At 55.1% G+C, this 26,119-nt stretch carries 28 protein-coding genes and 2 tRNA genes; 14 read left to right on the plus strand and 16 right to left on the minus strand.

Going from position 1 to position 26,119, the window contains the following annotated elements:
- Positions 1–141 precede the first annotated feature (141 nt).
- Both BJ887_RS17445 and BJ887_RS17450 read right to left on the minus strand, forming a co-directional pair.
- The gene (locus BJ887_RS17445; protein WP_041162559.1) at positions 142–1,287 is read right to left on the minus strand and encodes a PLP-dependent aspartate aminotransferase family protein; all 1,146 of its coding nucleotides are present in this window, start codon (positions 1,285–1,287) and stop codon (positions 142–144) included.
- A gap of 11 nt (positions 1,288–1,298) precedes the next feature.
- Positions 1,299–2,669 (minus strand): pyridoxal-phosphate dependent enzyme, encoded by a 1,371-nt coding sequence (locus tag BJ887_RS17450; protein WP_014169746.1) that lies wholly within the window; start codon positions 2,667–2,669, stop codon positions 1,299–1,301.
- 399 nt (positions 2,670–3,068) lie between these two features.
- On the opposite strand from BJ887_RS17450, the gene BJ887_RS17455 reads away from it, so the two are divergent.
- From BJ887_RS17455 to fumD, 4 genes are all read left to right on the plus strand, one after another.
- A complete protein-coding gene (locus BJ887_RS17455; RefSeq protein ID WP_121340199.1) occupies positions 3,069–4,091 on the plus strand; it encodes a methionine ABC transporter ATP-binding protein in 1,023 nt (340 codons plus the stop codon).
- Positions 4,084–4,752, plus strand: a complete 669-nt coding sequence (locus tag BJ887_RS17460; protein WP_020884356.1) for a methionine ABC transporter permease — start codon at positions 4,084–4,086, stop codon at positions 4,750–4,752. Before BJ887_RS17455 ends, BJ887_RS17460 begins: the two co-directional genes overlap by 8 nt.
- 28 nt (positions 4,753–4,780) lie before the next feature.
- A complete protein-coding gene (locus BJ887_RS17465; RefSeq protein WP_014169750.1) occupies positions 4,781–5,593 on the plus strand; it encodes a MetQ/NlpA family ABC transporter substrate-binding protein in 813 nt (270 codons plus the stop codon).
- Between the two features lie 108 nt (positions 5,594–5,701).
- Positions 5,702–5,911, plus strand: coding sequence for a fumarate hydratase FumD (fumD, locus tag BJ887_RS17470; RefSeq protein ID WP_014831602.1), 210 nt, complete (start codon positions 5,702–5,704; stop codon positions 5,909–5,911).
- Here fumD and BJ887_RS17475 read toward each other — a convergent pair.
- From BJ887_RS17475 to BJ887_RS17490, 4 genes are read right to left on the minus strand one after another with little or no spacing between them, the layout of a single operon-like run.
- On the minus strand, positions 5,892–6,578 hold the full coding sequence (locus BJ887_RS17475; RefSeq protein WP_121340200.1) for an amino acid ABC transporter permease: 687 nt from the start codon (positions 6,576–6,578) through the stop codon (positions 5,892–5,894). The genes fumD and BJ887_RS17475 overlap by 20 nt on opposite strands.
- Positions 6,562–7,308: an amino acid ABC transporter permease gene (locus BJ887_RS17480; protein ID WP_040017295.1), complete on the minus strand. Its 747-nt coding sequence runs from the start codon at positions 7,306–7,308 to the stop codon at positions 6,562–6,564. Before BJ887_RS17480 ends, BJ887_RS17475 begins: the two co-directional genes overlap by 17 nt.
- Positions 7,308–8,123 (minus strand): amino acid ABC transporter ATP-binding protein, encoded by an 816-nt coding sequence (locus tag BJ887_RS17485; protein ID WP_063156077.1) that lies wholly within the window; start codon positions 8,121–8,123, stop codon positions 7,308–7,310. The genes BJ887_RS17480 and BJ887_RS17485 overlap by 1 nt, the downstream gene beginning before the upstream one ends.
- 1 nt (position 8,124) lies before the next feature.
- On the minus strand, positions 8,125–8,955 hold the full coding sequence (locus BJ887_RS17490; RefSeq protein WP_020884352.1) for an ABC transporter substrate-binding protein: 831 nt from the start codon (positions 8,953–8,955) through the stop codon (positions 8,125–8,127).
- Positions 8,956–9,199: 244 nt separating this feature from the next.
- On the opposite strand from BJ887_RS17490, the gene BJ887_RS23200 reads away from it, so the two are divergent.
- The 4 genes from BJ887_RS23200 (at position 9,200) to BJ887_RS17505 (ending at position 11,973) form a co-directional block, all read left to right on the plus strand.
- A complete protein-coding gene (locus tag BJ887_RS23200; RefSeq protein ID WP_229216855.1) occupies positions 9,200–9,367 on the plus strand; it encodes a hypothetical protein in 168 nt (55 codons plus the stop codon).
- A 107-nt stretch (positions 9,368–9,474) separates the two neighbouring features.
- Positions 9,475–10,800 carry a sensor histidine kinase gene (locus tag BJ887_RS17495; protein ID WP_121340201.1) on the plus strand — a complete coding sequence of 442 codons (1,326 nt, stop codon included), beginning with the start codon at positions 9,475–9,477 and terminating at the stop codon, positions 10,798–10,800.
- Positions 10,793–11,404, plus strand: coding sequence for a response regulator transcription factor (locus tag BJ887_RS17500; RefSeq protein ID WP_014169758.1), 612 nt, complete (start codon positions 10,793–10,795; stop codon positions 11,402–11,404). Before BJ887_RS17495 ends, BJ887_RS17500 begins: the two co-directional genes overlap by 8 nt.
- An 89-nt stretch (positions 11,405–11,493) precedes the next feature.
- Positions 11,494–11,973 (plus strand): heme-binding protein, encoded by a 480-nt coding sequence (locus BJ887_RS17505; RefSeq protein WP_020884350.1) that lies wholly within the window; start codon positions 11,494–11,496, stop codon positions 11,971–11,973.
- Between the two features lie 35 nt (positions 11,974–12,008).
- Here the strand turns inward: BJ887_RS17505 and BJ887_RS17510 are convergent, their stop codons facing one another.
- A complete protein-coding gene (locus tag BJ887_RS17510; protein ID WP_020884349.1) occupies positions 12,009–12,149 on the minus strand; it encodes a hypothetical protein in 141 nt (46 codons plus the stop codon).
- Positions 12,150–12,274: 125 nt separating this feature from the next.
- On the opposite strand from BJ887_RS17510, the gene BJ887_RS17515 reads away from it, so the two are divergent.
- Positions 12,275–13,057 (plus strand): MBL fold metallo-hydrolase, encoded by a 783-nt coding sequence (locus tag BJ887_RS17515; protein ID WP_121340202.1) that lies wholly within the window; start codon positions 12,275–12,277, stop codon positions 13,055–13,057.
- Positions 13,058–13,129: 72 nt separating this feature from the next.
- Positions 13,130–13,765, plus strand: a complete 636-nt coding sequence (locus BJ887_RS17520) for a carbonic anhydrase (protein WP_025204359.1) — start codon at positions 13,130–13,132, stop codon at positions 13,763–13,765.
- 28 nt (positions 13,766–13,793) lie between these two features.
- On the opposite strand, the gene BJ887_RS17525 is transcribed toward BJ887_RS17520, so the two are convergent.
- The 4 genes from BJ887_RS17525 to mdtK all read right to left on the minus strand — a co-directional run bounded on the left by BJ887_RS17525 (position 13,794) and on the right by mdtK (position 17,192).
- Positions 13,794–15,389 carry an FAD-NAD(P)-binding protein gene (locus tag BJ887_RS17525; RefSeq protein WP_121340203.1) on the minus strand — a complete coding sequence of 532 codons (1,596 nt, stop codon included), beginning with the start codon at positions 15,387–15,389 and terminating at the stop codon, positions 13,794–13,796.
- Between the two features lie 118 nt (positions 15,390–15,507).
- Positions 15,508–15,584: transfer RNA gene (locus BJ887_RS17530), tRNA-Val, on the minus strand.
- Between the two features lie 4 nt (positions 15,585–15,588).
- Positions 15,589–15,665 (minus strand) — tRNA-Val (locus BJ887_RS17535).
- A 153-nt stretch (positions 15,666–15,818) separates the two neighbouring features.
- Complete coding sequence (gene mdtK / locus BJ887_RS17540) at positions 15,819–17,192, minus strand: MdtK family multidrug efflux MATE transporter (RefSeq protein WP_106503985.1); 1,374 nt, start codon at positions 17,190–17,192, stop codon at positions 15,819–15,821.
- Positions 17,193–17,417: 225 nt separating this feature from the next.
- Between mdtK and BJ887_RS17545 the strand changes: the two genes are divergently transcribed.
- The gene (locus BJ887_RS17545; RefSeq protein WP_020884345.1) at positions 17,418–18,059 is read left to right on the plus strand and encodes a riboflavin synthase; all 642 of its coding nucleotides are present in this window, start codon (positions 17,418–17,420) and stop codon (positions 18,057–18,059) included.
- Between the two features lie 28 nt (positions 18,060–18,087).
- Here the strand turns inward: BJ887_RS17545 and cfa are convergent, their stop codons facing one another.
- Both cfa and punC read right to left on the minus strand, forming a co-directional pair.
- Positions 18,088–19,236, minus strand: coding sequence for a cyclopropane fatty acyl phospholipid synthase (gene cfa / locus BJ887_RS17550; RefSeq protein ID WP_014169766.1), 1,149 nt, complete (start codon positions 19,234–19,236; stop codon positions 18,088–18,090).
- A 299-nt stretch (positions 19,237–19,535) separates the two neighbouring features.
- Positions 19,536–20,735, minus strand: a complete 1,200-nt coding sequence (gene punC / locus BJ887_RS17555; protein WP_014169767.1) for a purine nucleoside transporter PunC — start codon at positions 20,733–20,735, stop codon at positions 19,536–19,538.
- A 115-nt stretch (positions 20,736–20,850) separates the two neighbouring features.
- On the opposite strand from punC, the gene punR reads away from it, so the two are divergent.
- Entirely contained in the window at positions 20,851–21,762 is a 912-nt protein-coding gene (gene punR / locus BJ887_RS17560; RefSeq protein WP_032681165.1) for a DNA-binding transcriptional activator PunR, read from the plus strand.
- A 16-nt stretch (positions 21,763–21,778) separates the two neighbouring features.
- Here the strand turns inward: punR and purR are convergent, their stop codons facing one another.
- The gene (gene purR, locus BJ887_RS17565) at positions 21,779–22,804 is read right to left on the minus strand and encodes an HTH-type transcriptional repressor PurR (protein ID WP_014169769.1); all 1,026 of its coding nucleotides are present in this window, start codon (positions 22,802–22,804) and stop codon (positions 21,779–21,781) included.
- A 297-nt stretch (positions 22,805–23,101) separates the two neighbouring features.
- On the opposite strand from purR, the gene BJ887_RS17570 reads away from it, so the two are divergent.
- Positions 23,102–23,191 carry a YnhF family membrane protein gene (locus tag BJ887_RS17570; RefSeq protein WP_032670423.1) on the plus strand — a complete coding sequence of 30 codons (90 nt, stop codon included), beginning with the start codon at positions 23,102–23,104 and terminating at the stop codon, positions 23,189–23,191.
- Positions 23,192–23,354: 163 nt separating this feature from the next.
- Positions 23,355–24,521, plus strand: a complete 1,167-nt coding sequence (locus BJ887_RS17575; RefSeq protein WP_020884342.1) for an MFS transporter — start codon at positions 23,355–23,357, stop codon at positions 24,519–24,521.
- 38 nt (positions 24,522–24,559) lie between these two features.
- On the opposite strand, the gene sodB is transcribed toward BJ887_RS17575, so the two are convergent.
- Together sodB and BJ887_RS17585 are read right to left on the minus strand one after the other, a co-directional pair.
- Complete coding sequence (sodB, locus tag BJ887_RS17580; RefSeq protein ID WP_020884341.1) at positions 24,560–25,141, minus strand: superoxide dismutase [Fe]; 582 nt, start codon at positions 25,139–25,141, stop codon at positions 24,560–24,562.
- A 122-nt stretch (positions 25,142–25,263) separates the two neighbouring features.
- Positions 25,264–26,037: a C40 family peptidase gene (locus BJ887_RS17585; RefSeq protein ID WP_014169773.1), complete on the minus strand. Its 774-nt coding sequence runs from the start codon at positions 26,035–26,037 to the stop codon at positions 25,264–25,266.
- Between the last annotated feature and the right edge of the window lie 82 nt (positions 26,038–26,119).

The following is a 26,119-nucleotide window of genomic DNA, read 5'->3' on the forward strand; positions in this document are numbered from 1 at the left end:
TTATACGCTGATTTTAAGATAAAAGGAAAATGAAAACAGCGTTTCAAAAATAATCTGTGCAGATCCACATGAGATTGTTATCAAGGCGTTAAGGTTAGATGACATCTTATCGCGGCAGGTGCGTGACCTGCCGCGTTTTGCTTAGTTTTTCAGCGCCTGGCTGAGGTCGGCAATCAGGTCTTTGGCATCTTCAATGCCCACGGACAGGCGAATCAGCTGCGGTACGATGCCGTTGGCCAGCCGCTGCTCAAGCGGAATCGAAGCGTGAGTCATGCTGTAAGGCTGGCTGACCAGACTTTCCACGCCACCCAGGCTTTCGGCGAGGGTGAATAATTTCAGTGAGCGGATCACCTCTGTGGCCCGTTGCGCATCGCCTTTCACCACCAGAGAAATCATGCCGCCCGGCAGCGCCATCTGCGTGCGGGCAAGCGAATATTGCGGGTGTGATTCCAGCCCCGGATAAAATACCTTTTCGACCTGCGGCTGTTGCTCCAGCCATTGCGCAATGGCCAGCGCGTTGGTGCTGTGCTTTTCTACCCGCAGCGACAGCGTACGAATACCGCGCAGCGTCAGGAAGCTGCTAAACGGATCCAGTACACCGCCGACCGCGTTCTGCAGGTAGGCAAGCTTGTCCGCCAGCGCGGCGTTATTTCCCACAACCGCCAGTCCGGCGACCACGTCCGAGTGACCATTCAGGTATTTGGTGGCAGAGTGCACGACGATGTCGAACCCCGTTTCCAGCGGGCGATGGATGACGGGCGACGCGAAGGTATTATCGGCCACGCTGATGACGTGATGACGACGGGCGATGTCGGCGATAGCCGCCAGATCCGCCAGTTTAAGCAACGGATTGGTTGGCGTTTCAACCCATACCATTCGCGTATCCGGCCGGATGGCGGCTTCAAGACCGGCCAAATCGTCCGGCTTGACCCAGCTCACCTGCAGGCCGGTGCTACGTTTGCGCACGTTTTCAATCAGGCGCCAGGTCCCGCCGTAGACATCGTCAATGGCGACGATATGGCTGTCTTTATCCAGCAGTTCAAGCACGGTAGAGATGGCGGCGAGGCCGGAAGCGAAGGCATAGCCGCGGGTCCCGCCTTCCAGTTCGGCGATGGCGGTTTCCAGCGCATGGCGGGTCGGGTTGCCGCTGCGCGAATATTCATAGCCGGTGTGCTCGCCGGGCGACGGTTGCGCAAACGTGGAGGTGGCGTAAATCGGGGGCATGACCGCGCCATGCCGATCGTTAAACTCACCGCTGTGTACGCTCAGGGTTGCCAGATTTTTCATCATGTATTCCTTTATTGCTGAAGACGGTTGCGCCAGGCGGTAAGAACGTCGCTGCGCGTAATCAGGCCCAGGAAGCGGTCATTGTCATTAATAACCGCCACCAGACCGCGATCGAAAATGGCGTTCAGGGCGCTCTCCGGGGCGTTTTTATCGAGGAACTCCACCTGACGGGTCATTGCCGCGGTCACGGGAAGCGAGAAGCGGTCGCCATCGCCACCGATATGGCGCAGAAGATCCCACTCGTCGATGATGCCCACGACCTGACCGTTCTCCAGGACCGGCAACTGGGAGATGTCATACAAACGCATCCGCGCCAGTACGGTGGAGAGGGTGTCATCTGGCGCGGCGGTGACGGTTGCGCCTTCATCGTGGCGCAGGGCAATGTAGTCGGAGAGATCGCCAGCCTGCGGCCGGGAGATCAAACCCTGCTGGCGCATCCAGTCATCGTTGAACATCTTTGAGAGATATTTGTTACCACTGTCGCAGGCGAAGGTCACAACCCGTTTCGGGGTGGTCTGTGCCTGGCAATATTTCAGCGCAGCCGCCAGCAGGGTGCCGCTGGAGGAGCCTGCCAGGATACCTTCCGTTTTCAGCAGCTCGCGGGCGGTGGTGAAAGCCTCGCGATCGGTGATGCGCCAGGCACGATTCACCCCTTCGATGTGTGCCAGCGGAGGAATAAAGTCTTCACCGATCCCCTCAACCAGCCACGAGCCCGCATCCTGATAGCGTCCCGTTTCTACCTGATCGGCCAGGACCGAACCGGCCGGGTCGGCCAGCACAAATTCAGTCTGCGGTGAGTGCTCAGCGAACCACGCCTGTAGCCCACCCAGCGTCCCGCCAGACCCCACGCCGACGACAATGGCGTCAATCTTACCGTCAAGCTGTTCATACAGTTCAGGCGCGGTGGTGGTGCGGTGCGCCAGCGGGTTGGCTTCGTTATTAAACTGATCGATGTAATACGCCCCCGGCAGTTCATTCGCCAGACGTTGCGCGTAATCCTGATAGTAGGCAGGGTGGCCCTTATTGACATCGGAGCGGGTCAGTACCACCTGAGCCCCCAGTGCCCGCAGGTGGAAAATCTTCTCGCGGCTCATTTTGTCTGGCACCACCAGGATCAGCGAATAGCCTTTCTGCGCGGCGATCAAGGCCAGGCCAAGACCGGTATTTCCCGCCGTCGCCTCAATGATGGTACCGCCTGGCTGGAGCTGGCCGTTGCGCTCCGCTTCGTTAATCATCGACAGTGCAACGCGGTCTTTAATCGAACCGCCCGGGTTCTGGTTTTCCAGCTTCAGAAACAACGAGCAGAGACCGGTATCAAGCTTATGCAGCTGGATAAGCGGGGTGTGGCCAATCAGTTCGGTGACGGAGTGGTAAATCGTCATGGTGTTTTCCTTTCAGGAGGTCATGACAGGATGATAGGGCGGGGAAATTAACCCCTTAAAGAATCCTTCACTCCGTTTTAGAACAGAAAAGAATATAAATGCCGTTTTTGGATGGAGGGATAGCAAGACGTAAAGTGCTCTGGATGTGAGGATGGCTATATTAGTCAAAAATGCTGCAAAATTAACCGTTTTCATCAGGTGATGACCCGCTGATATGCACATGCCAGATAATCATTTCTGAAATTGGTCTAAATGCCTGCCGGCGCGAAAACCGCTATTTATTCCTGAAAGTTATAACAAATTCCTTTTTGTTCATTTAAAAGGTGATAACGCCTGTTTACTATCATTTGGACATCCATACTGCTAAACCGCCATGCGCGGGACGGATTACATATAAGAATGATTGTACTCAGCAATATTTCGAAGGTTTTTGACAACGGGAAGGTTGCACTCACTGCCGTTGATAACGTCAATTTGACGATAGAGCAGGGGCAGATATACGGCATTATCGGTTACAGCGGCGCGGGTAAAAGTACTCTTATTCGTTTGCTGAATGGACTGGAAAAACCCACTCGCGGCAGCGTGACCATCAACGGACAGGACATTTCTGCCGCAAAGGGCGAAGCACTGCGCCAGGCGCGTCTGAAGATCAGCATGGTCTTCCAGCACTTTAATCTGCTTTGGTCGCGCACGGTGAGTGAGAATATTGCGTTCTCAATGCAAATCGCCGGTGTGCCAAAAGCCAACATTAAGGCCCGCGTGGCCGAACTGGTCGATCTCGTTGGGCTGAAGGGACGCGAGAACGCCTATCCCTCGCAGCTGAGTGGCGGGCAAAAACAGCGTGTGGGGATTGCGCGTGCATTGGCCAATAACCCCGACGTATTGCTATGCGATGAAGCCACGTCAGCCCTCGACCCGCAGACCACCGATCAAATCCTCGATCTGCTGCTGGACATTAACCGCCGCTTCAGGCTGACCATTGTGCTGATCACGCACGAGATGCACGTGGTGCGCAAAATTTGCGACCGCGTGGCGGTGATGGAGAACGGCAAAGTGGTGGAGGAGGGGGAGGTGCTGAGCGTCTTTACCCGTCCGCAGCTGCCTATCACTCAGCAGTTTGTCCGCCAGGTGAGCCAGTATGCCGAGGAAGAGACGTTTAATACGGAGCTGGCAGCGGACCTTGAAGGTAGCGTCATCAGGTTGACCTTTACGGGCCACAGCACCCATAAACCGATCGTGGGCGAGCTGACTCTGCGCTACGGCCTGCCGTTTAACATTCTGCACGGAAAAATGACCCAAACGGCCCACGGCGTATTTGGGCAACTCTGGGTACACGTCGTGGCATCGGATGAACAACTGAGCAATATCCTCGCCGACCTGAAGCACAGCGATATTGAAGGCGAGGTAATTAAACATGGCTGAGACGCTTTTTCCTCATCTGAAGTGGGAGCAACTCTGGGCGGCGACGCTGGAAACGCTGTACATGACTGCCCTTTCCGGCGTGGCAACCTTTGTTCTTGGAATCGTCCTTGGCCTGGCGCTGTTTTTAACCGCGCGCGGCGGGTTGTTCCACAACCGCACGGTCTACAGCGTGATTTCAATTGTGGTGAACGTGTTTCGTTCTATCCCGTTCATCATTCTGATTGTGCTGTTGATCCCGTTCACGAAAACCCTTGTCGGCACCATTCTTGGCGCCAACGCGGCGCTGCCGGCTCTGATTGTCGGTGCGGCACCGTTCTACGCACGCCTGGTCGAAATTGCCCTGCGTGAAGTGGACAAGGGGGTTATTGAGGCCACGCGCTCAATGGGCGCACGACTGAGCACCCTGGTGTTTCGGGTTTTACTGCCGGAGTCATCCCCTGCACTGGTATCAGGTATTACGGTAACGCTGATTGCGCTGGTGAGTTACAGCGCCATGGCGGGGGTGATTGGCGCAGGCGGTTTGGGAAATCTGGCTTATCTGGAAGGATTCCAGCGCAACCATGGCGACGTCACGCTGGTGGCGACGGTGACCATTCTGATCATCGTTTTCATTATCCAGTTCTGCGGCGACGTCCTGACCTCACTGTTAGATAAACGATAATCTCTAATAACACACAGGAACCATCATCATGAAAAAAACACTGACACTGATCGCCGCAGCAACCCTGAGCGCCCTGAGCTTTGCCACCTGGGCTGATACCCTGACCGTGGGGGCATCCAACACGCCGCACGCCGAAATTCTGGAGCAGGCGAAGCCTATCCTGGCGAAGCAGGGTATCGATCTGGAGATCAAACCTTTCCAGGACTACATTCTGCCCAACACCGCGCTGGCGGGTCATGATATTGACGCTAACTATTTCCAGCATATTCCTTACCTGAACAGCGTGCTGAAAGATCACGCCGGTGATAAGGATTATGATTTTGTCAGCGCGGGCGCGATCCACATCGAGCCAATCGGGATCTACTCCAAAAAATACAAATCCCTGAAAGATTTGCCGCAGGGCGGCAAAATCATCATGCGTGATGCTGTATCTGAAGAGGGCCGCATTCTCTCTATCTTCGAAAAAGAGGGGGTGATCAAACTGAAGCCGGGCATCGACAAAGTGACCGCGCGTATCAGCGATATCGTGGAAAACCCGAAAAAACTGCAGTTCACGCCTAACGTGGAAGCCTCTCTGCTGCCACAGATGTACAACAACGACGAAGGTGACGCGGTCGTGATTAACGCCAACTACGCGATTGATGCGGGCCTTGATCCTGTACATGACCCGATTGCGGTAGAGAGTGGTGAAAATAACCCGTATGCCAATATCATTACCGTGCATCGTGGTGACGAGAAGAAGAAAGATATCGTCGCGCTGGTGAACGTTCTGCACTCCAAAGCGATCCAGGACTGGATCCGCACCAAATACAAAGGCGCAGTGATCCCGGTAAACAACTAATTTATTGATTTTACGAATGAAGCCCGGCGGGACTCTCGCCGGGCTTCTTTTTTGTATCCGGGCGATGAATCATTTAAGCTGAGAGTTTAGGGCAATGGAGTGATGACGATGGGTAATGTGACCAAAGACGAAGCGCTGTATCAGGAGATGTGTCGGGTGGTCGGGAAGGTCGTTCTGGAGATGCGTGATTTGGGGCAGGAGCCGAAGCATATTGTCATCGCGGGGGTGCTGCGTACGGCGCTGGCGAACCAGCGCGTAAAACGTAGCGAGTTAACCACCCAGGCGATGGAAACCGTGGTCAAAGCGCTGGCCGGTTGAAGCGCCAGCGTTTCGCAAGCTGCTCAAGGGCGCAGCAGAGCAGGTAATAGACCACACCCGTAAAGATAAAAATGGCTGCCGGGTATATTTGCACCCGGTTGTTCACCTGGCCGGCCACCGTGGTGAGCTCAGGGACATTCACAATAAACGCCAGCGACGTATCCTTCAGCAGGCTGATAAAAATCCCCACCAGTGACGGCAGAATATTGCGCAGCACCTGCGGCAGCAGCACGCGCGACAGCGTTTGCCGGGTACTGAAACCCTGAGACAGGGCGGCCTCGTACTGCCCTGACGGTAAGGCACTGAGTCCGGCCAGTACTGAATGCATAACCGAGGCCGCGGTAAACCAGGCCAGGGCCAGCGTGACGGTGAGCGCCCCCGGGAGATCGCCGCCGGTGATGAGCGGCAGCAGATACCACATCCAGAAAATCACAAAGATTAGCGGGATCCCGCGAATTAATTCCGCCCATACAAAGAGCGCCTTGCGCACAAGCCCCGTAAAACGCCAGGCCAGGCACGCGAGAGCAATTCCACCGGGCAGGGCGAGAGCCGCCGCGCCCAGCGCCATCAGCAACGAGAGCAAGACCCCGCCAGGCTCACCAACTGCCGCACGTCCCCAGAGCAGGTAATCCAGGTTATCGGTAATGACATTAAGTCCGGCAAGCATGGTTTCCCCTCCCTGAGATTGGGCCGAGGCGCACCAGCACCGCCCCCATCAGCATACCGGTAAGCAGGTACAGGACGGTGCCGACGGTAAACGCCTCCAGCGCATGGGCGTTGTAGCTTTCAATCTGTCTCACCTGATAGGTCAGTTCGGCAAAGCCAATGCCGCTGGCGAGCGATGAGAGTTTCATCAGATTGAGATACTGCCCGACAACGGGTTGCCAGGCGTTGGCCAGCCCTTGCGGCAGAAGGATGTAACGAAATAAGCGCCACGCGGAAAATCCCTGTGCGAGCGCCGCTTCCCGTTGCCCGGCAGGGACTGAACGTAGTCCCGATGCCACTTCCTCAATCAAGAAAGCCGAGGTGAATACGCCTAACCCCCATGCAGAACATAAAAACTCGGGGGTAAACCACCAGACGTCACCGGGCAAAACGGACCAGCGGTGATCCGCATTCACGGCATCCCGGAACGCCTGCGGTAACCCGTTCCAGGCGGCGAAATACCAGAACAGCAGTTGCACCAGCAGCGGTGTATTGCGAAACAGCGATACCCAGCTACTGACGACCGCGTTCCCGACACGTCCACCCGTCAGGCGAAGAAGCAGAAAAAGCAGCGCGAGCAGGGTTGCCAGCAGCATCCCCGCGAGCGTCACCCACAGGGTGGTGAGAAATCCGGATACGATCCACTGCAGGGGCTGTCCGGTCAGCACGCCCTGCCAGTCAAGTGCGGGCATTAGAGATGCTCCTGATGCAGCGGGTTCAGGACTTTTTGCAGGAATCGCTGAGCGCGTGGGTGCGACGGTTGCCTGAAAAATTGCTCCGGTGGCGCGGTTTCAAGAACGTGCCCGGCGTCGATAAACACAATCCGGTCGGCAATTTCCCGGGCAAATTGCATCTCATGCGTCACCACAATCATGGTGATCCCGCTGTGCGCAAGCGCCTTCATCACGAACAGCACTTCGCCAATCATCTCCGGGTCAAGCGCGGAGGTTGGCTCATCGAACAGAATGATTTGCGGTGAAGAGGCCAGCGCGCGGGCAATCGCCACGCGCTGTTGCTGACCGCCGGAAAGTTCGGCAGGGAAATGGTGTGCTTTTTCCAGCATCCCCACTTTTTCCAGCAGTGCCAGCGCCCGCGCCTGAGCTGGCTGGGCCTTCCAGCCGTGAACATGCTCCAGCGCCAGAGTGATGTTTTGACTGGCGGTGAGATGGGCGTAAAGATTGAACTGCTGAAACACAAACCCGACGCGGCTGCGCAACTGACGCAGCGCGGTACCGGAGAGCCGTTCTGTGGGTTTGTTATCGATCAGGATCTCGCCACCGCTCAGGGTTTCAAGCTGATTGATAAGCCGGATCAGGGTGGATTTTCCGGAACCCGAAGGCCCGAGAATGGCCACCACTTCACCTGGCGTGATGGTGAGGTTAATGCCCTTTAAGACCTGATGGTTACCGTAATGTTTCTGCACATCGCGAAACTCGACGCTGGCGTGTTCCAGATGTGAAAAATCCGCGGCACCGGCCGCGGAGTGTGAAAAAAGCGCTGAGAGCATATTACTGAGCTTCTATTTTAAAGGCACGAGGCTGTGGGGAGGGGGTATCCGGACCGAACCAGACGTCATAGATTTTTGCCGCCTGACCGTTCTTCTCAAGGTTAACAAGCTCGTCGTTGACGGCTTTCAGCAGAGCGGTTTCGCCTTTTTTTACCCCCACGCCAATCTCTTCTTTGCTGAGCAGATCGGGCAGGATTTTGAAGTTCGCCTTGTCCGGCGCCTGCGCCAGCAGACCGGCCAGAATCGTACTGTCCTGAGTGATAGCCTGCACGTTACCGTTGCGCAGGGCCGTCAGCGCCAGCGGAATATCGTCATAAGAGAGCACGCGGGCGTGCGGGAAACGCTGGTGCAGCGCCTGTTCACCCGTTGTGCCTTTTACCGCGCCAATGCGCGCCCGGCTATAGGCCTCAAGCGTATCGGCAGCTTTTACCGGTACCAGGAACTGCTGGCCGGTCACGAAATAGGGAAGGGAGAAATCAACCACCTGCGCCCGTTCCGGGGTAATGGTGATATCTGCCACAATCAAATCTGCCTTACCGGACTGCAGGAGGGGAATGCGGTTAGCCGGGTTGGTGGCGACCAGTTCAAGCTTCACGCCAAGTGCACTGGCGAGCGCTCTGGCGAAATCGACGTCGTAGCCGACAATCTCATGGGTCTTTGCATCGATGGAGCCAAACGGTGGATTGGCATCAAAGGTGGCAACTTTGACCACGCCTGCGGCTTTAATATCCGCCAGTTGATCGGCCTGCACCTGCATCGAGAACAGACCGCCTGCCGCCAGTAAGCCCAGCACCAGTGTCCTTTTTTTAAACCCTTTCGTGTTTGCTGCCATAGTGATTGTTCATCCCGTTGTTTTTGTTTTACCCCGTCACGCTCCCATAAGCGAAAGCTCTCGCCAAATAAGAAATCGTTCTTTGCTATTAGCAAAAAAGCATTAGTGAACAAGGTGTTAATGGTGAGTAAAAGAATGGAGGGCTATTTGCAAATCCTGCACATCGACAGTGGATTTTGGTATTTCCCCTGTGCGGGTGTTGGGTGTTTAACTTAGGGCAAGTGAAGCGATAGGGGGAAAGACGATGAAAAAGTGGATAAACACGTTACGGCGGTTTTTTGCGACCCGACCAGCGAATGCGGAGAACAGCGCGCAACGTGTTCTTGAGTCCGTACTGCCTGTCGCCAGCCTGTATGGCGTGGACGTTGCCAACATTCATCCGGAGTGGTTCCATGATAAAACGTCACGCTGAACTGCGCCGCACGCGCGAAATGTACTGGAATGAGCTGTGCGAAATTTTGTTCTGACAACGGTTAACTGCTAATGTCGGCAGGATGAATCTCCTGACCCGTTAACGGAATGAATAACACTCTTTTCAGGCGCACGGTTATTGTCTGGCTGCTGGTGTGCCTCATCAGCGGCGTTTTGCTCTATGCCGAACAGATCCGCCGCCAGTTCTGGGAACGCGATCGTGAGTTTTCGACACGCTATTCCACCCTTAGCGCCGTGCTGACGCAAAATGAATCTGTTTTGCCGTTACTCAACGGCGAGGAAGACCTCGCGGCCCTGCGCAAAAAATTCCCGCACATCCTCGCCCTTGAGAAAACCTCAGGCCGTGCGCTGAACGCTGCCCGTGTGGAATCGACCCGCGATTGTCAGTACTGGCTGTATAATCCCTGGCGTCAGATCCGCGTACTTATCGATCTTGCGCCGCTGCTCCGCACCCAACATACCTTTGATGCACTTGCCATTCGCTTCAATGACGCAGATAACGCGCCCCCTGCCGGGGCTTTCTGGCACTGGCAGCGGACCTTCACGCAACCCACACAACCCTTTACCCTTATGGCCACGGCAAAGCCGCACTGGCTGGCCGTCTCCTGGTGGGTATATCCGTTCCTGTTCTTCGGCTGGGCAGTGCTTATCGCCGCGGCCAGCCTGCTGCTCTGGCAACGGCGGCAGCGCCAGCACGCCGAACAGCGCGCACACTATTACCAGCATGCAAGGCTCAACACCCTGGGAGAGATCACCGCTGGGATCGTGCATGAGATTAACCAGCCGCTGACTGCCGTTCAGACCTGGATTCAGGGTGCTCAGCGTCAGCAGCAGCAGGCGAATCCGCAGGCCGTATCGCAGGCGCTGGCTGCCGCGCTGGTACAAACCCAGCGTATCAGCGCGCTCTTAACCCGCTTTCGCGAACATGTGGTTCAGGAAAAAGTCACCTTGCGCGACATCGACCTGAAATCGTGCTGGCAACAGGTGGTCGATCTCCTTGAACATGAACGCCGCTCTGAGCATATCGCGGTGAGCCATGCGTTCGCGGCAGGTGCCACGCGGGTTCTGGCAGACAGACTCTGGCTTGAACAGGTGCTGCATAATCTGCTCAGTAATGCCATTCAGGCCCAGCAAGAGTGCGCGCAAGGGTGGGTGAAAATAACCAGCGAGAAACGGGAAAACTGGATTTATATCACCATAACTGATGGCGGACCTGGCTTTAGCCCGGAGGCCTTGCAGAACGCCTTTATGCCGTTTTACAGCGGACGGACGGAAGGAATAGGGCTGGGAATGACGTTAACGGAGTCGTTGATGACGCGCATGAATGGAACAATCACGCTGGGCAACGCGCCCCAGGGCGGGGCGCAGGTTCGGTTACAACTGGCGAGTGGAGAGGTAAATACGCGTGGATAACACAGTCTGGCTGATTGATGACGATGAATCCATCCGTGAGTCGCTGGCCTTCTTACTCTCGGGAATGGGCTGGCAGGTCAATGGGTTTGAAAGCGTGGACGCGTTTACGTCAGCGCACGGTGGGCGCGCGGCGCTCGTCGGCTGTCTGCTGCTGGATATGCGCATGCCGGGAAAAGGCGGGCTGACCTGGCTGGAGGAGGGCAAATGGCCCTGGCCGCTGCTGCCGGTTATCGTCATGACCGGACACGGCACCGTTGATGCCTGCCGCCGCGCCTTTCGCAATGGCGTCTTTGAGTTTTTCACCAAGCCGCTGGATGCCGATAAGCTCATTGAAACGGTGGGGCTCGCCTTCGAAGAGAGCCAGAGACGACTGACCCGTTGGCAGGAAACGTCGCGGATTAAAGCGCGTTTCGAACAACTGACGGCGCGTGAGCACGAGGTGCTGGCGGTGCTGATGGAAGGACGCAGCAATAAAGAGGTGGCCCTGCAGTTGAACCTCTCGCCCAGAACGGTTGAAGCGCACCGGGCCGCGGCGTTCGCCAAGCTTGGCGTGACCAGCCTGGTGCAGGCAATCCGCGATTACGACAAATTACAATCCGTATAACTACCAGGATAATTGCGTAATCAACCGAATTACGCTTCATCGCGCGTCTGAGTACGATCGAACGGTATTCAATCATTCGAGGACGTGCGATGAAAAAAGTAATGATGGCAGCCGCGCTTGTCGCCGGTAGCGTAAGCCTGACGGCACAGGCCGACGCATTGAACCAGAAAAATCTCTCCCTGGCGCAGGCCAACGCGCTGGCGACCTCCGCTATTCAGGCCTGCGTAGCGAAAAACTACCAGGTGACGGTCACCGTGGTGGACCGCGCCGGTGTGGTCAAAGCGGTGCAGCGTACCGACAATGCCGGGCCCCACACGGTAAAAGCCAGCGAAATGAAAGCCTATACCGCGCTGAGTGCAAAAAACGCGTCAGGCAAGGTTATGGAAGCCGCGCAGAGCAATGCCGGCGCACAAAACATGCGTGATATTCCGGGCTTCCTGCTGCTGGCCGGTGGTCTGCCGGTGAAAGAGGGGGATGAGGTGATCGGCGCAATAGGGATCGGCGGTGCGCCGGGTGGTCATCTGGATGAAGCGTGCGCGCAGGCGGCGATTGACGGGCTGAAGAAATAATATAAAAAAGCACCGGGTTTTCCGGTGCTTTATCATCAGATCTTGCAGGCATCACCGCAGTCGTCATCGGCGATAATCGACTGCGCTTTTTTATCAGCGTCGTCGAGACGTTCCGCGTTACGCTCTTCAGCTTCATCCAGCCCGTTAAAGACCAAGTTTTCGAGATCAATTTCCATATGGCACCTGCTTTGTTCGGTTTTTGATACTGGCACAGTATAGGGCAAAAAGAGCCGGCAATGTACCGCGCAGCACATAACGATAATCCCTGCCATACTCAGTGCTTTATCGCTGAGGAGAGCTCATGATTACACTGTGTAAAACCTGCGGTACCTCTTATGACGAAACGCCGGCGCGATGCCCTGTATGCGAGGATGAACGCCAGTATGTTCCGGCCAGCGGCCAGGCGTGGAGTGATTTTGCGACGGTGACGGCCACACACAGCAATAAATGGCAGCAGCTGGAGCCGCAGCTGCTCAGTATCAAAACGGTGCCCGCTTTTGCCATCAACCAGCGCGCGCTGCTTCTGCGTACCCCCCATGGCAATATCCTTTGGGATTGCATTGCGAATCTCGACCCGGCAACCAGAACCATCATCACGGCGCTCGGCGGTATCAGCGCGATCGCGATTTCACACCCTCACTACTACACCACGATGCAGGAGTGGGCCGGGGCTTTCGATGCGCCGGTTTACCTGCACGCGAACGATCGCGAGTGGGTTATGCGCGACAGCCCGATGCTCCACTTCTGGCAGGGCGATACGCTGGACATTTTCCCCGCGGTAACGTTATTACGCCTCGGAGGACATTTCGCTGGCGGAACGGTGCTGCACTGGCAGGGGGGTGATGGTGTCTTGCTGGCAGGCGATATTCTACAGGTCACGCCGGGCAAAGATGCCGTCTCGTTTATGTGGAGCTATCCGAATATGCTGCCGTTGCCCGCCCGCAGCGTCGAAGACGTGACCGGGCGGCTGGTGGGGAAAAAATTCGCTCGCCTGTACGGCGCTTTTGAAGGGCAAAATATCCTGGCGAATGCGGATGAGATTGTGCAGCGGTCGGGCCAGAAATATATTGCTTGTCTGAAGTAAAGTCCGGTGGGTAAACTTTACTTGTGTGATCCCGATCATACCTAAACTAAAACAGATAAAAGAGAAATTGCTATGCAACATATCATTGAAGGTTTTCTCAGCTTTCAAAAAGAGATTTTCCCGCAACGTAAAGAGCTCTTCCGCAGTTTAGCGTCCAGCCAGAATCCCAAAGCGCTGTTCATCTCATGCTCCGACAGCCGTCTGGTCCCAGAACTGGTCACTCAGCAAGAGCCAGGACAACTCTTTGTCATTCGTAATGCTGGCAACATCGTGCCACCATTCGGCCCTGAGCCAGGCGGTGTCTCCGCAACGATTGAATACGCGGTTGTCGCGCTGGGCGTGACCGATATTGTTATCTGCGGCCACTCCAACTGTGGGGCCATGAAAGCCATTGCCGACAATGCGAACCTCGAACCTATGCCGGCGGTTTCTCACTGGTTACGCTATTCCGATGCGGCAAAAGCGGTGGTTGAGAAGAAAACCTGGGATAAGCCAATCGATAAAGTGAATGCGATGGTGCAGGAAAACGTGTTTGCGCAGCTGAGCAACATTAAGACTCACCCGTCAGTGGCGGTGGGCCTGCGCAATAACGCCATCCGTCTTCACGGCTGGGTGTATGACATTGAAAGCGGCAAAATCCTTGCACTGGATAAAGAGACGAAAACCTTCGTCTCTTTATCCGATAACCCGCAGGTTTACTTCGAGTAATCCCGCGTTGCAGGGCACGGATGCCCTGTCAGTCATCACTGTACGGTAATTTCCTTCTTGAACCCGATGCGGTTTTCTCTGCGGCTTTTGCCATCGCCTCTGCTATCTCTGCACATTCCGCCAGTCCCTGAACAAAAGGGTGATCGTGCATCAGCCACGGGATTGCGCCAAATGCAATGCGTCCGCGAAGCGTTTCCGGCGCTTTTAACGTGTAATCCTCGCCAATATCCGGGATCTCATCGCCCGTCGCCTGTAGCTGTTTGCGCAGCGTCGGGAAGGGCAGATCTTTTGTTTTAAGCGGCTTTTGCCCGCGGGCATCAATAAAGACGTCGAAACGGTAGGTTGTTTCTTTTGTGGTGATGACCGTCTGCGCGCTGCCAATATCCAGCGTGTAATCATCACCCAGCGCCACAACGCTAATGATGCCGGCCTCACGAAGCGCGAGAAGCCTGCGAATCGACTGCGGGGGAATGGCGGCATAGTTGTCGATAAAGACGCGTGCCAGCCCGTTTTTAAAGCGTTCAGCGTCCTTTTCGGTAAGATGAGGAACCATCTCCTGGACCACTTCATGCAGCCGAAGCACGGTGTAGCGCCAGGCCACCGTGCGCCGGTCACGTTTGTTCCGCTCGACCTCATTCAGGTTCTCTTCAGCCCAGGTAAACGGACCGTGCTGTTTTCGATCCTCAAACCACGCTTCGCGAAGGCTGTCCGCCGTCTGCATGCGCAGCGATATTTTCTCACACCAGGCCGGGTCGGCGAGTTCAAGCTCTTTCACCATCAGGGCGAAAATGCGGTCAAGCAGACCGTCTGATCCTTTGGCGATTTCGGCTTCGAGTACCGATTCGGTTAATACCGACAGCGGTTCGTACGGAATAGGGCAGTAAAAATCGGCCTCTGGCAGAATCCCGGTCCTGGACATGAGTACAATTTTTAACGCTTCACTTCCTTTATCGAGGAGGAACGTGCCGTCGCGAAACTCACCGTGCTGCATGACCACGGCCATCGCCGCGTCCAGCCCGCTTAAGGATGTTCCCATAATACCGACGCGGCAGGGGCGGATGCGGGCATCCATCAACCCTGACCACGGGCTTGGGAAATACGCGCGCGTGGCTTCCTCTTCTTCTGGCCAGACATGCCCGGTGGCGATCACGGCGAGATCGAATCGTTCCGGAAACGGCGTGTCATTGACCGAAAGCGTCACGCCGGAGGAGGACGGGGCAACATCGGTGACGCTGGCAGACGTGTGGATCTCAACCTGAAATCCCCGCCTCTTAGCTTCCTGGACTATCGTCTGGAAACTGTCGCGAAAATACTCGCCCAGCAGAATACGGGGCAAAAACTGTCTGTCATGCAAGGTGGCTTTATCAACCTTAAAGCGCGCCAGATGGGCTTCACTCTGGCGCTTAAGCCAGTCGAGGTAGGTCATAAAAAGGGGCGGGATTTCAATGCTGGCAATGTTCGCCAGCATCAGGCGAGAGTTATCGTCGTCGTTGTAGGGCATTCCCACGCCAGCTTCGTCTGCCTGTTCAAAAACGGAGACAGAGAGCGGCGACGCGTTCTTAAGAAGAGAATAAAAGGTGTAAATCCCTGTAGGGCCGGAGCCGATAATGGCGATTTTCTTCATCGACAGTCTTCCTGTTTTTTTTCCATAAGAAAAGCGTAGCAGGAGAATAATGATGAAATTGGGGTATTAAGAAAAATCAGGGCTTAAGAAGAGGATTTGCACCATTTCAGGACTGAAATGGTGCGTCCGAGTGGACTCGAACCACCGACCCCCACCATGTCAAGGTGGTGCTCTAACCAACTGAGCTACGGACGCAGAATGGTGCGTTCAATTGGACTCGAACCAACGACCCCCACCATGTCAAGGTGGTGCTCTAACCAACTGAGCTATGAACGCAACGTGTTGTCGGTGACAACGGGGACGAATATTAGCGGCACAGCATCGTTGAGGCAAGAGGGAAAATGCATTTTTCTCTCTGATTTCACGCGATTGCTTTATTACCGCGCAAAGTGAAGAGAAAGTAGCCGCCAGCTGGCGGCTACTTTGTATTTAACGTGCAGCGCGTTGCAATATTACCGCGGATGACTGGCGTTGCAGGAAGCGCATGCGCAGCATCATCATAATTGCCGCAGAGGTTAAGCCGATGATAAAGCCCATCCAGAATCCTGCCGGCCCCATGCGGTCAACCACCAGGTCGGTAAGTGCCAGGATATAACCACACGGCAGACCCAGCACCCAGTAAGCGATGAAGGTGATAAAGAAGATCGAACGCGTATCTTTATACCCACGCAGTACGCCGCTGCCAATCACCTGTATGGAATCGGAGATCTGGTACACCGCGGCAAGCAGCATCAGATGGGAGGCCAGGGCCACCACTTCCGGGTTGTCGTTGTAAAGCAGGGCAATTTGCTCACGCAGCGTGATGGTAAACAGTGCCGTACAGATGGCCATACAGACACCGACGCCAAGCCCCGTGCGGGCCGCCGTTTGCGCATCCAGCGTCGAACCTTGTCCCAGACGAAAGCCCACGCGAATGGTCACCGCTGCGGCCAGCGACATCGGCAATACGAACATCAGGGAACTGAAGTTCAGCGCAATCTGGTGACCGGCTACGTTCACAATGCCGAGCGGAGAAACCAGCAGGGCGACCACGGCAAACAGCGTCACTTCAAAGAACAGCGCCAGCGCAATCGGCAGGCCTAACTGCACCAGACGCGTCATGATGTTCCAGTCCGGCGTGCTGAACGAACGTTCATTGCGGATATCGCGCATTGAACGGGCACGTTTCACATAGGAGATCATACTGAAGAACATCACCCAATAGACGGCAGCCGTCGCCACGCCGCAGCCGACGCCGCCGAGCTCCGGCATACCGAAGTGACCATAGATGAAGATGTAGTTCACCGGAATATTCACCAGCAAGCCGATAAAGCCCATTACCATTCCGGGCTTGGTTTTCGCCAGGCCTTCACACTGGTTACGCGCGACCTGGAAGAACAGATAGCCAGGCGCACCCCACAGCAGGGCCCGCAGATAGCCGACGGCTTTGTCAGCCAGTGCCGGGTCAATATTATGCATGGCGCGGATGATATGACCGGCATTCCACAGCACAACCATTATCAGCACGGAGACAAACCCTGCCAGCCAGAACCCCTGTCGAACCTGATGGGCAATACGTTCACGTCGCCCTGAGCCATTTAGCTGAGCGATAACCGGGGTGAGGGCGAGCAGCAGGCCGTGGCCAAACAGGATGGCCGGAAGCCAGATCGAGGTGCCTATTGCCACGGCGGCCATATCGGTGGCGCTGTAGCCACCCGCCATTACCGTATCCACAAATCCCATTGCGGTCTGGGCCACTTGCGCGATGATCACTGGTATAGCCAGTGCCAATAACTGGCGCGCTTCATTCATGTACTTCTGCACGTGAACACCTTTATATTCTAGTTATTTGAGAGACTAAAAAGGCCGCCGTAACTGGCAGCAAGAAGAAAATGCAGGGGGGTGCCAGCTATTGTAGCGGGGTTTAGCTATTTATCTAGTGAAAAAATCGCCACAAAATGCGCTCCGCTGGCAACCTGTTTTTCCAACTGTTATTGTGGTGGGATTAAACGGTGTCACCACCGTCCGGAAAAAACAGGAGTTGTAAGCATGTTTACTGGTATTGTGCAGGGCACCGCCAAAGTGGTGTCCATTGATGAAAAACCTAATTTCCGAACTCATGTGGTTGAGCTTCCGGAATATATGCTTGATGGCATTGAAACTGGCGCCTCGATTGCACATAACGGCTGTTGCCTGACGGTAACCGAAATTAACGGTAACCAGATTAGCTTTGATTTAATGAAAGAGACGCTGCGCATCACCAACCTGGGCGAGCTGGTGGTGGGGGATACCGTAAACGTAGAGCGTGCGGCCAGGTTCAGCGATGAGATTGGCGGCCATCTGATGTCAGGCCATATTATGACCACCGCGGAAGTGGCGAAGATTGTCACCTCGGAAAATAACCGTCAAATCTGGTTTAAAGTGCAGGATCCTTCATTAATGAAATACATCCTGTATAAAGGATTTATTGGTATTGATGGGATTAGCCTGACGGTTGGGGAAGTGACGCCGACCCGTTTCTGCGTGCATTTAATTCCTGAAACTCTCCAGCGTACAACCCTGGGGGCGAAAAAACTGGGGCATCGGGTTAATATCGAAATCGATCCGCAGACTCAGGCGGTTGTGGATACCGTTGAGCGGCTGTTGGCGGCAAAAGAAGCCGCAATAATAAAGACCGCAGAAGAAGAATAAAATGAACCCCGGATATCCGGGGTTTTTTTTAGCGTGCGACCCGCAAACCGTGTTCTATCCCTCGGCTGAAAACAACCTGCCAAAGTTGAATATCACGCGCGCGAAAGGCGCCTGCGCAGGCATTGAGATAATAGCTGAACATCCGTTTAAACCGTTCAGAATAGTTGTCCGCAATTTCTGGCCAGGCTTCCTGAAAACGTGAATGCCATGCCATCAACGTGGTGTCATAATCCGCGCCAAAGTTATGCCAGTCTTCCATAATGAAATGAGGTTCACTGGCGTTAGCAATCTGGCGAACGGACGGCAAACAGCCATTCGGAAAGATGTATTTGTTGATCCACGGATCGACGTTATTGTCGGTGCGCTTAGAACCAATGGTGTGCAGCAGGAAGATACCGTCAGGTTTCAAGTTACGGTCCACCACGCTGAAGTAGGTGTCATAGTTTTTCGGCCCCACGTGTTCGAACATGCCGACGGAGACTATGCGATCAAACTGCTCGTTCAGGTCGCGATAATCCTGAAGGCGAATATCCACATCAAGGCCCTGGCAGCGCTCCCGTGCCATTTTTTGCTGTTCAGCTGAAATGGTCACACCGACCACGCTGGCACCATAATGCTTCGCCATAAAATAGGCCAGACCACCCCATCCACAGCCGATATCCAGCACACGCATACCCGGCTGTAGCTGCAGTTTTTCACAAATCAGACGCAGCTTAGCCTGCTGGGCTTCTTCAAGGGTTGAGGCCTCTTTCCAGTAGGCGCAGGAATATTGCATGAAAGGATCGAGCATGCGGCTGAACAGGTCATTACCGAGGTCGTAATGCTCCTTGCCGACGATCCACGCCCGTTTTTTGCTTTGCAGATTAAACAGCCGGGCGGAGGCGACACGTAATGTATCTTTCAGATTGCGGGGGAGCTGGTTTTCCAGACCGGCGCGTAACACGCTGGAGAAAAACATATCCAGCCGTTCACACTCCCACCAGCCGTCCATATAACTTTCCCCCAGGCCTAACGATCCCTCCCGCAATACGCGTTTAAAAAAGTCGGGATGCTTAACCTGTGGATCGGATGGCGAAGATCCATTAATAGTGATGCCTGCACGACCTAACAGTTCACTGACGATCCGGGACCAGTTATCGTCCGGAACGCTGACTTCTTCTATACACGATGAACTCATAGCTTCTCCATCACCTTACTGTGATCAGAACCTTCAAACAGCGTAGACGCTTTTTATGGTTTGTGAGAAATCTCACGGTATTTCCCCGTGAGGCTAGTATCCGACGTAGAACAGAGGAAGGGAGATAACCCTTGCCGAAATGCCTTCCATGGTAAAACGGGAGCGCTCCGGCTCCCGTTAACACTTAATATTTATCGTATTTAATCGAACCAAATTTAGTATAGGCCTCAAAATTTGGTGATTCAATAGAAAATTCTTAGCAACCTAATCACTGATATTTAACATAATTTCTGGCGCGATTATGCATGCGAGGTTTTCACCTCTGCGCGGTCATCCTGCTCACGTTGTGCCGCTGACTGCATACGGTATCCCAGAAGGGCCAGCGCAACCGTAACCAGCATGACGCTGGTGGTGGTCAGGAGCGGCGTGGCAATCAGCGCAGAGACCACCAGGCTTGCCAGGAAGCACAGACCCAGCTGCAGGGTATTCTGAAGCGCGGCCGCACGACCTGTTGCCTGTGGGAACGGACGTAACGCCTGGGCCACGACGATAGGGTAAATCGCACCGTTCGCCACGGCCATCACGCAGAAGGGAATCAGAATTTCTGCCAGACCTGCGCCCGGGATAAAGCCCACAGCCCAGGTGGCGATCACGCTCAGCGCGTAGAGCACCAGCAGCCAGGGCAACATCTGCTGACCTTCCCATTTTTGCAGCGCCGCGCGACAGCCATAGCCCCCGACCAGAAACGCGATGGTCTGCGGGACATAGCTCAGACCGATGGCGGCCGGGCTGTAACCCATATCGTGAAGAATGAACGGCGAACCGGTCAGCCACGCGAAGAAACTCGCCGAGCAGGCGGCATAAATCAGGACATTACCGCGGTACGCTTTGGTGCTCAGCAGAGAGGTGAAGGTCACCGGTGTTGTGTCAGCAGGCGTCTCTTTCTTATGTGCCGCCTTGAGTGTGAATGCCGGGATCATCAGGACCAGCGTGATGGCAAACAGCGTAGCGAAAATGGCCTGCCAGTCGAAATGCGCCAGGATCCAGCTCCCGAGCAGCGGGGCGAGGGCAGGCGAAAGCCCTACCAGCGGCATAATGGTGGCGAAAATGCGGTTTGTACGGTTGGCCGGATAGTAGTCGGTGACCAGCGCCTGCCAGGTCACCGCGGCAGCACAGACGCCAACGGCCTGCACAAAGCGCAGTACCAGCAACCAGGTTGCATCGCGTACCCATAACATTCCCAGACAGCCGACTGCAAAGATAGCCAGCCCCAGCAACAGCACCGGTTTACGGCCAAAGCGGTCAGAGAGAGGCCCCCAGAGCAGCTGCGCGAAGGCAAAGCCCGCGAGGAATAAGCTCAGGCTGGCGCTGATGGCTGCCGCCGGGGTCTGTAAATCTTCCTGCATTGCGGCGAAGGCAGGCAGGTACATATCAGTGGCTAAAAAGCCCAGCACGCTTAAACCACCGAGCCAGACTAAAAATCCTTTCCTGGGTTGCATTGTTTTTTTCTCCTGAGGGAGGCAGGTCTATGTTTGCGCAGAGTGTAGGGAGTGCAAAGCAGCTTGTGAAACGCTAATATTTGGCGAGTGCATTCAAAATTTTTGCAGGCAGAAAATGTGGTCAGATTATTCTCTTGAAGTGGTCGATGCTGTTGCGCGCAACGGCAGCTTTAGCGGTGCAGCGCAGGAGTTGCACCGCGTCCCCTCGGCAATCAGCTATACGGTGCGTCAGCTTGAGGAATGGCTGGCCGTTCCGCTGTTTGAACGGCGTCACCGTGATGTGGAATTAACGCCCGCCGGGGCATGGTTTTTGAAAGAAGGGCGTTCTGTTATCAAAAAAATGCAGATCACCCGCGAACAGTGTCAGCAGATCGCTAACGGCTGGCGAGGGCATCTTTCGATTGCCGTGGATAACATCGTAAAACCGGAACGTACCCGGCAAATGATTGTCGATTTCTATCGCCATTTCTCGGATGTCGAATTGCGGGTATCCCAGGAAGTGTTTAACGGCGTCTGGGATGCGCTGGCGGATGGCAGGGCAGAGATGGCGATCGGTGCCACGCAGGCGATCCCGGTCGGGGGACGCTTTGCCTTTCGCGACATGGGCATGCTCAGCTGGAAATGTGTGGTGGCAAGCGATCATCCGCTGGCGGCCCTGGACGGGCCGCTCAGCGACGAAACGCTCCGTAACTGGCCCTCGCTGGTGCTGGAAGATACCTCGCGTTCGTTGCCCAAACGCATTACCTGGCTGCTGGATAACCAGCGACGGGTGGTTGCGCCGGACTGGGAATCCTCAGCAACATGCCTCAGCGCAGGGCTGTGCGTTGCCATGGTTCCTGGCCATTTTGCACGGCCCCGAATCGACACCGGTGAATGGGTTGAACTGACGCTGGAAAATCCTTTTCCGGATGCGGCCTGTTGCCTCACCTGGCAACAAAATGATGTGTCGCCCGCAATGGCCTGGCTTCTGGATTACCTGGGAGACAGTGAGACGCTTAACCGGGAATGGCTACGGGAGCCAGTATAACTGGCCCCGTAAAAGATTAACGACGATAGTCGCGGAACGGACCATCCGCAACGGAACGGCGTTCGATAAGACGCGGGTGAACTTCAATGGACTGAGACTCTTCACGCTTGTTGACGATCCTGTCCATCAGCATATTGAAGGCCGTTTCACCCAGCGAGTCTTTTGGCTGGTGGATGGTGGTCAGCGCCGGGGTAAAGAAGCGCGCGTTGCGCACGTTGTCATACCCGATCACGGAAATGTCCTGCGGCACGCGCAAACCCAGTTCATCGGCGGCACAGAGAGCACCCATCGCCATAATGTCACCGCCACAGAAAACGGCTGTCGGGCGATGCGACTGGGAGACAATCTGCTGCATCGCGCGGTAACCGGATTCCGGTTCAAAGTCACCCTGCACGATCCAGTTTTCCGGCACGGTAATCAGCGCCTCTTCCATTGCTTTCATAAACCCGGCCAGACGCCCGGCACCGGTGTTGCGCTCCAGTGGACCCGGGATCACACCAATCTCGCGGTGACCACGTTCAATCAGATAACGGCCTGCCATATAGCCGCCTTCAAACGCGTTATCGATGACGGAGTCGGTGAAGTCTGCACGTGCTTCGCCCCAGTCCATGACCACCATAGGAATATGGCGGTACTCTTCCAGCATGGAAAGCACGGACTCCGGATACTCTGAACACATCACCAGCAGGCCATCCACACGCTTTTGCGCCATCATGGAGAGATAAGCGCGCTGTTTTTCAATGCTGTTCCACGCGTTGCCCAGAATCAGGGTATAGCCTTTCTGGAAGCAGTTTTTCTCGACTGCTTCAATGATCTCGGCAAAATAGGCCGCTTCACTGCTGGTTGCCAGCAAACCAATGGATTTGGTGTGATTAACTTTGAGGCTGCGCGCCACCGCACTCGGTGAATAGTGTAATTCTTTGATTGCCGCCCAGACGGCGTTGCGCGTCTCTTCCGCCACAAAGCGGGTTTTGTTAATTACATGTGATACGGTTGTAGTGGAAACGTTTGCGCGTTTTGCTACGTCTTTAATTGTTGCCATTAAATGTCACTCCAGACCATATCCTAAACTCCTGAAAAACTTGAAGGTAAACGTTTGCCTTCTCTCACCCTTATCACGCAATCTTGAATTGCGGCACGCCGGGAAAACGACACAGGACGTCAGGAGGGGGTCAATGGCCGGTACGCTAATAAATTTAGCGTGGAATTTTGTCCTATCTTGATGAAAAGGGGAAGAGCTAAAGTGGTTATCAGTTTAAATCCAGGAAGATTTTTGAACTAAACTGTGTAAAAATGAGCAGGCTCACTTTTCGTGGGGAGATTAAAAGGAGAAAAATTGATGAGCTACGATCTGAAGTTTTCGCTGGTGACCACCGTTATTGTACTGGCTCTGATTGTTGCGGCGGGTCTGACGGCTGCATTGCACTGATTTACACGGAGGGAGAGCTCTCTCCCTCTCAGTTTTCCTGATTGTTACGCCTGCGGCAAAAATCTTTTGCCAATTTGTTAACTTCTCATTTTTTGTGATTGATGTCATGCTTTCGGCTTCTTTGTTCTGTGTCACGACATGACACGGCATCCGGAGTTGACGCATGAAAATCAATTTTCCCCTGCTTGCCCTGGCGATTGGCGCTTTTGGGATTGGCACCACTGAATTCTCCCCGATGGGGTTACTGCCTGTTATCGCCCGGGGCGTGGATGTTTCTATCCCGGCGGCCGGGATGCTCATCAGCGCCTACGCCATTGGCGTGATGGTGGGGGCACCGCTCATGACGCTTCTGCTTTCACACCGCGCGCGCCGCAATGCGCTGATTTTCCTGATGGCGATATTTACGCTGGGCAACGTGCTCTCCGCGATTGCGCCGGATTACACCACCCTGATGTTGTCCCGCATTCTGACCAGCCTTAACCACGGCGCGTTCTTTGGGCTGGGATCGGTTGTGGCCGCAAGCGTGGTGCCAAAACACAAGCAGGCGAGTGCCGTGGCAACCATGTTTATGGGTCTGACGATTGCCAACATTGGCGGTGTACCTGCCGCAACCTGGCTGGGTGAGGCGATAGGCTGGCGCATGTCGTTCCTGGCGACGGCCGTGCTGGGTGTTATCGCCATGGTGGCGTTGTACTTCTCCTTGCCGAAAGGCAGCGCTGGTGAACGTCCTGACGTCCGCAAAGAGCTGTCGGTACTGATGCGCCCGCAGGTGCTCTCCGCGCTGTTGACCACCGTACTGGGGGCGGGCGCCATGTTTACTCTGTACACCTATATTTCACCGGTGTTGCACGATATCACCCACGCGACGCCTCTCTTTGTGACCGCGATGCTGGTGCTGATTGGTGTCGGGTTCTCTATAGGCAACTATCTCGGCGGGAAATTCGCCGATCGTTCCGTGAGCGGGACGCTGAAAGGCTTTTTAACGCTGCTGATTGTCATCATGATCGCCATTCCATGGCTGGCGCGTAATGAAGTCGGGGCGGCGATGGCGATGGTTGTCTGGGGGGCTGCGACCTTTGCCGTGGTTCCGCCGCTGCAGATGCGCGTGATGCGCGTTGCCCATGAGGCACCGGGTCTCTCGTCGTCGGTCAATATTGGCGCGTTTAACCTTGGCAATGCGCTCGGTGCCGCTGCCGGTGGTGCCGTCATTTCTGGCGGCCTGGGATACAGCTTTGTGCCGGTGATGGGGGCGATAATTGCCGCGCTCGGCCTGCTGTTAGTGATGATGTCTGGCCGTAAACAGCCGGAAGCAGCGTGCGCTGCTAAATAATGAAAAAACGCAGAAGGGCAACCCCTTCTGCGTGTCTCTTACGCGGCGAAGTTCTTCGCCACAAACGCCCAGTTAACCAGTGCCCAGAAGTGCTCCAGGTAGTTCGGGCGCGCGTTACGGTAATCAATGTAGTAAGCGTGTTCCCAGACGTCCACGGTCATCAGCGGCGTTGCGCTGGTGGTCAGTGGCGTACCCGCGTTCGAGGTGGAAACGATAGCCAGTTTGCCGTCCGCGTCTTTCACCAGCCACGTCCAGCCAGAACCGAAGTTCTTGACTGCAGCATCCGTAAACTTCGCTTTAAAATCAGCAAAGCTGCCAAACGCCGCGTTAATCGCGCCAGCCAGTTCACCCGTAGGTTCGCCGCCTGCATTCGGTGCCAGGCAGTGCCAGTAGAAGGTGTGGTTCCACACCTGAGCGGCATTGTTAAAGACACCGCCCTCTGAACTGCGGACGATCTCTTCCAGCGTTTTGCCTTCAAAATCGGTGCCCTTGATCAGGTTGTTCAGATTGGTGACGTACGTCTGGTGATGTTTGCCGTAGTGATACTCCAGGGTTTCCGCAGAAATGTGCGGGGCCAGGGCGTCTTTTGCATATGGTAGTGCAGGTAATTCGAACGACATTGCTTCTCTCCTTATTGTTTTTTATGTTGCCAATAACCACACAGACAACAGGGACAGAATAGCAAATTGAAAGGGTATGCAAAAGAGGAACTTACCCTGCCACGGCTGTGGCAGGGCAGGGGTTAGCGAATGGTTTTTGGCGTCATCACGCGGCGTGCGCCGACATAGTGACGTACCCAGTAGTCTTCACTGAGAGAGGTTATCTGGATGTCCTGGCCGCTACGTGGGGACTGGATAAATTTCCCGTTGCCTACATATACGCCAACGTGGTCAGCCGTGCCGCGCCCCTGAGTGCGGAAGAAGACGAGATCGCCATTCTCCAGTTCACCGCGGTTGACCGGTGACGCGTCGCGCAGGTGATACATCTCATTGGCGGTACGTGGAATTCGGAACTTCACCAGATCTTTGTAGGCGTAATAGACGAGGCCGCTGCAGTCGAAACCGGTACGCGGTGAGCTGCCGCCCCAGCGATAGGGTTTGCCAATCTGCCCCATCAGTTTGTTCAACGCCGTTTTTTGCGCTTTCTGCACGCGAACCTTATGCACTTCCGCTATTTTCGTGACCTTCGTGCATTTCGCTTTATGACCTTTGCGGGGGATGCATTTTTCCGTCACGAGATTAGCTGCAGTTTGCGAGGCTTTGCTTTTGGTTGCGTGGGCAGTGCGGGAAGGTTTTGTTTTCGTCTTGCTGGAGGCGGTCTTTTTAGTCTGGGTGGTGGTCTTTTTTTTGTCGTTCTTGCTGGTGGTTTTTTTCTTACGGTCTGTGGTTTTGGCCAGATGCGTTTTTTGTACAGCAGAGTGCCGCGCCTGTTGAGAGGCGTTCGCCACTGGCGTGAAAGTGAGTGTTGTAAACAGTAAAGCACAGAGCGTGATCGAGATTTTATTTATCCGCGCCACTGGGCAGTCCCCTGATAAATGCAGGTCATCAATAATACCCGCGAATGATTTACAAAGCCCGTCGATTCTAATCTATAAAAAC

The sequence above is a fragment of the Enterobacter sp. WPR_3_1 genome (assembly GCF_003635055.1).
Lineage (GTDB): Bacteria > Pseudomonadota > Gammaproteobacteria > Enterobacterales > Enterobacteriaceae > Enterobacter > Enterobacter ludwigii.